Source organism: Pseudomonas entomophila, from assembly GCF_029478665.1.
Taxonomy (GTDB): Bacteria; Pseudomonadota; Gammaproteobacteria; order Pseudomonadales; family Pseudomonadaceae; genus Aquipseudomonas; species Aquipseudomonas entomophila_F.
Genome location: NZ_JARPQB010000096.1, coordinates 1 through 3,958, shown reverse-complemented (window position 1 = coordinate 3,958; position 3,958 = coordinate 1). Strand labels below are relative to the sequence as shown.

Sequence of the window (3,958 nt, the reverse complement as noted above, 5' to 3'; positions counted from 1 at the left end):
AGAGGTTTCGGCGAGGTTTCAAAGGTTTTCATACAGAACCTAGAAAATACTCAGCCTAGCAGTCACTCTGAGCTACCGTTCTCGAAATGGAAGTGCTCTTGAGCTGCGGACGAAAACTCCTGTATGAAGGCAGAAGATTTTTCTTTCTCATTTTTTATACGAAAGTGACCGTTTTCTACTGCCCAATCGTACACGGAAATACCAACGGGATACTGGGTGAGCACTCCACTCAATGAGTTATTTTTTATCCAGAGCTCTGCATCGGCAAGCGCTACAAATACGCCTGACGGAAATCGACTTTCTGATCCAGTGAAAACCCAAACAGCCTTCATGTTAAATCCTTGAGGTCTTATTGATCCAAGGGGGGCGAGCACTTCGAGCTTCATTATCTGTGTCGCGGAATGGCGTATATCCGTATTAGTTCTTCATTGCAAGCCTTGTCGAATAATCTACTTTCAAGAAAAATAAAGCTTTCAACAAGGCCGCAGGATGTAAATATTTTTTTGACTCTGTTCATTTCGTTAGAGTCTTTTTTGGGTTGGTTGTCTATTAGCCATTGGCGAAGGGTGTCACTGGCCTCGCTCGGGTATACGAAAATTCTGGGCACTAATGTCGAGCCATAGCGGTCGTCAAATTGTGTAAATGTAATTGCGGTAAGCTCGATTTTTTTCTGGTTATTCTTAGCGAGCGTATGCAAGGCGTTAAGCAGAAAGAAGGCGAGCCCTAGAAGAAAGTCTGATATATTTTCTTCTTTCAGGATCTTCTTTAGCTTTTTTATCCTACTGTCGCGCGAGACCATTGGGAATTCTTCGAAGCTATCGAACTCCCAAAGCAGTTCGTTGAGGTCGTTGTACGGCTCTTTTTCTATGATCTTCTTATATATTTTTAGCAGGTTCATTTGCTTATTTTCCAGCCGTGACTGTTTAGCCATTCAATTGTTTTCCTGCTGAAGGTGACGTCGCCTTTACCTTTGTCGTGGATGGTCCCGTCCTGGTTGTAGCCAGAACCACATTTGCAGTGTGCATGCCATTGACTATTGGGCACTGAAATTTCAGGCTCGTCAATCCGTGTTATCTCTGATGGGCCTTGTTTTTTCTCGACCTTTCTTTGGGCTTGTTTAGGTGTTCCTTGCTCTTTTACTTTGGCAAGGCCTAACGGGTCGACCCAGTTAACAGGATCGGAAGTGTAAGTGAATAAGTTGAGTCCGCCTGAATATCCAGAGGGGTCTTCACTTATGAACCGTCCAGCCCGGAAATCATAGTATCGATAGCGGTTGTAGTGCAGCCCGGTTTCATGGTCGTGGTACTGCCCCTGGAAGCGAATTGGGTTGCCCAGGCCGTGCTGTTTAGCCCACGCCGAGCGCTCTTCACGGACTTCGCCCCAGGCCTTGTACTGCCCGGCCCAAGCGACATTGCCCTGTTCGTCGGTGAGCTCCATCGGCGTGCCGAGGTGGTCGCAGTGGTACCAGGCAATCGCCTCGAACGCCTGTGGTTTCACCTCGGTGTGCCACAACGGATCCTGGTCGAAGTCGTACTCGCGTTGGCTCCAGTCCGGCTGCTTGTGCAGGCGGATCGGGCTCTTGCGCAAGGCCTGGGCCACCGGCACGAAGCTGCCCGGCTCGTACAGGTAGTGCACGGTACGGCCGGTGTCGCCTTCGTCGCGTGGCGGTGAGCCTTCCCAGGCCAGGGTGTCGCCGTCCCAACCAAACAGGGTGAAGCCGCAGCCGAGTTCACGTTGACGCTTGGCCCGTTGCAGTTGGTTCCAGCCGGTGCCCGCTTCGGGGCGATCCCAGAAGTGCGCCACCGAATGCTTGTGTAGACGACGACCCAAGGCGTCGTAGCTGTAGTCGACCTTGAGCTTGTCGTCGTTGTAGCTGGCCAGCCGGTCGAACAGGTCCCAGGTGAAATGCGCGTGGGCACCGTTGTGCAACCGGTGGACCAGGTTGCCGCGTTCGTCGTATTTGTAGTGGGTCCCGGCGTATTCACGCAGCAGGTTATCCATCAGTTTGTTGCGACGTGGATCAGCCTCCAGCGGACGGTTCAGCTCCTGGGTCTTCTGGTCCAGCAAGTTACCGGCCGGGTCGAAGGCGAAGGTTTCCACGCCCAGGCGGCTGGTGGCCTTGAACAGGCGACCCACCGGATCGTACTGGTACTCCAACGCCCCACGACGGCTGTCGTGGATGTTGCTCAACTGGCCAGCAGCGTCGTAGCGGTACTGGCGCTTGAGCAACGTGGACTGGCCGTCGTGGCTGCCCAGCAGTTGCTCCTGCAAACGCCCGGCCGGGTCCCAGGCCTGGGTCTGCATCAGCTGATTGCCCTGATGGCGCACGACTTCACGGTGCAGGTCATCGCGCTCGTAAGCCAGCATTTCGTGCTGGTCGAGGGTCATGCCGAGCAGATGGCCGCTGCCGTAGGTCAGCCAGCTGACCTTGTGGCCATCCGGGCGAATCGTGCTGACCCGCTGATTGAGCGCGTCGTACTCGTGCTGCCACACCGCGACCATCGGCGTGCCGGTGGCCAGGTAGTACTGGTGCTCGCGGGTCAGGTTGCCGGCTTCATCGTGGAACCATTGCAGCTTGCTGGCGGCGTTGACCGCCTGGATCAGCTGACCGTTGGCGTCGTAGGCGAAGCTTTCGCTCTGGCTTTGGTTGCCTAGACGCGCCGTGCGCTCACTCAATCGGCCCATGGGGTCGAAGGTCAGCTCGATACGGCGTTGGCCAACCTGGGTGCTCGCGAGACGACCGCTGTACGGGTCGTACTGGTAGCGGGTGACCAGGCCATCGAAACCGGTTTCTTGCAGCAGCCGACCGACCGGGTCGTAGAGGAAGGTGGCTTTGCTGGTGTTCTCGTTTTCCAACCCGATCAGGCGGCCGAGCTTGTCCCAGCGATAACGCAGGGTGTGCTCATTGGCGTCGACGCGTTCGCTCAGCAGGCCGACCGCGTTGTAAGTCCAGGTGGTGCAGCGATCAAGCGCATCGACATGCGCCAGCAGACGCCCTTCGGCGTCGTAGTTGAAACGCTCCTCGGTCTTGTCCGGGTGGGTGACCTTGGCCAATTGTCCGGCCTGGTACTCATAGGCGGTCTTGTTGTTGGCCGCATCGGTGAAGTCGGTCAGCTGGCCGAAGGCGTTGTAGGTCCACTGGCTGGTCTTGCCGGAGCAGTCGGTGTATTCGAGCAACTGCCCGGCGTCGCTGTAGGCAAGTGTCTTCTCGTTGCCCAGCGCGTCCTTGATTGCCTTGACCAGCCCGGCCGAGGTGTAGGCGAATTCGGTCTTGTTCCCCAGCGGATCGACACTTTCGACCAGGTTGCCGCGTTCGTCGTAGTCGCGTAGCCACAAGCCACCCTCGGCATCGCGCAGCTTGATCGGCTGGTCGTGGTCGTCATAGGCGTAGTGCACCGTGCTGTGGTCGGCGCGGATATGCTGCAGCAGGTTGCTGCGCTCATCGTAGGTGTAGCGGTCCTGGCGGCCGTCGGGGTGGACGTGGCGGATGACGTTCTTGCGTTCATCGCGGAACAGCCACTCCTCACGACCGTCCGGGTGGATCAGGCGGTAGGTGTAGCCCAGGGCGTCGTAGTAGTGCCAGGTTTCCTGGCCGTGGGCGTCGGTGACATAGGTCAGGCGGATGTTCGGGTCCCAGGCCAGGCGGGTCTCGAAGCTGCCGTCGTCGGCCCATTCGTGGATGGCCTTGGCCTGCGGGCCGCTGCCGTCCCACTCGAGGTTGATGCCGCGCCCGGTGCGGTCGGTGTAACGGGTGATCAGGTGTTGGCGGTACTGGTAGTGCCAGGCAGCGCCGTGTTCGTCCTGGGCGGCGATCAGGTCGCCCTGGGTGTCGTAGTGGTAGCCGCACAGCTGCCGCAGCGGCGTGCCATCGACCACCTGCCACAGGCCCTGGATATGGCCATGGTCGTCGAGCAGGGTGCCCAGTTGCAGGTGGACTTTTTCGGGGTCGTTGTCGGAA

Annotated in this window: 3 protein-coding genes; all 3 read right to left on the bottom strand. The window is 57.5% G+C overall.

The features are described 5' to 3' along the window. Window positions 1-62: 62 nt before the first annotated feature. Window positions 63-386: a DUF7710 domain-containing protein gene (locus P5705_RS25805; protein WP_277463693.1), complete on the bottom strand. Its 324-nt coding sequence runs from the start codon at window positions 384-386 to the stop codon at window positions 63-65. Continuing rightward, complete coding sequence (locus P5705_RS25800; protein ID WP_277463692.1) at window positions 386-931, bottom strand: Imm15 family immunity protein; 546 nt, start codon at window positions 929-931, stop codon at window positions 386-388. The genes P5705_RS25805 and P5705_RS25800 overlap by 1 nt, the downstream gene beginning before the upstream one ends. Then, window positions 895-3,958 (bottom strand): RHS repeat-associated core domain-containing protein (locus tag P5705_RS25795; protein WP_277463691.1); only part of this gene is annotated, 3,064 nt, incomplete at its 5' end. The genes P5705_RS25795 and P5705_RS25800, both read right to left, overlap by 37 nt.

Bases quoted from the DNA above. Each gene is read 5' to 3' on its own strand.
- P5705_RS25805 (WP_277463693.1), bottom strand. From the start codon at position 386: ATGAAGCTCGAAGTGCTCGCCCCCCTTGGATCAATAAGACCTCAAGGA.
- P5705_RS25800 (WP_277463692.1), bottom strand. From the start codon at position 931: ATGGCTAAACAGTCACGGCTGGAAAATAAGCAAATGAACCTGCTAAAA.